The sequence below is a fragment of the Mesorhizobium sp. M7D.F.Ca.US.004.01.2.1 genome (assembly GCF_003997785.1).
GTDB lineage: Bacteria > Pseudomonadota > Alphaproteobacteria > Rhizobiales > Rhizobiaceae > Mesorhizobium > Mesorhizobium loti.
The window spans coordinates 1-901 of record NZ_RZRQ01000700.1; the positions used below are offsets into that span (position 1 = coordinate 1).

Sequence of the window (901 nt, forward strand, 5' to 3'; positions counted from 1 at the left end):
AAGGATAAGTTATTCGATCTGTGCTACCGTTCGCTTAGTCTTGGCGATCTCCTCAATTGCCGTCTTCCCAGTCAGGTTTGCGGCACGTGGGTGGCGGGCAGGACGTCGTGGTTAGGGAGCATAGATATGGTCAACATGCGGCAGATCGAAATCTTTAGAATGGTTATGGAGACGGGGACAACAGTCGGTGCGGCGCGTTCTTTGAATATATCGCAACCGGCTGTAAGTGACAGGATAAAGCATCTGGAGTCGCAGATAGGGTTTGAGCTATTTAAAAGAGACAAAGGGAAGCTCATTCCAACAAAGGAGGCAAGCGTCCTTTACAGTGAAGTAGAAGGGATGTTCTTTCTTTTTAGATTGATCCAACAAAAAATAGTAGAACTGAAGGAAGCTACGTCGGGGACGTTAAGGATAGCTTCAACACCCAGTGTCGGAAACACGATCGTAGCGGAGTCTATAAGCAGTTTCTTGAGCGGGCATCCGGAAGTAAGGATATCTCTGGACATATCGAAAACGGAAGAGGTGAACGATCAGGTGTTTCATGGCCTTTGCGATTTTGGCATACATACCATGGCGATGGATCGGCCGGGTTTGCAATTCAAGCCCACGCGCTTGGCCGAGATGGTTTGTGCGGTCCCCATTGGCCATTCTCTGGAAAGCCAGGACAAAATAGAGCCATCTGATTTGGCAAAGCATGGGTTTGTGACTCTGGCCAAGGAGTCGCCCGCAGGTCGCCTGATAGCGCACGCATTTGCGTCAGCGAATGTCGAGTATGTTTGGAGCATTGAAGCGACTTATGCAAATACGGCTTGCGCCATCGCAAAGAATATAGGCGCTGTAGCAATTGTAGATCAATTTACAGGTGCGTCATTAAATAGAAAAGATTTTAAGATAGTTAGGT

The 901-nt window shown here is 48.1% G+C and carries 1 protein-coding gene; it reads left to right on the plus strand.

All coding sequences use genetic code 11. The annotated features are described in order from the left end of the window. Window positions 1-126 precede the first annotated feature (126 nt). Window positions 127-901: LysR family transcriptional regulator (locus tag EN993_RS36275; RefSeq protein ID WP_164758078.1), on the plus strand; the 775-nt coding region annotated here is incomplete at its 3' end.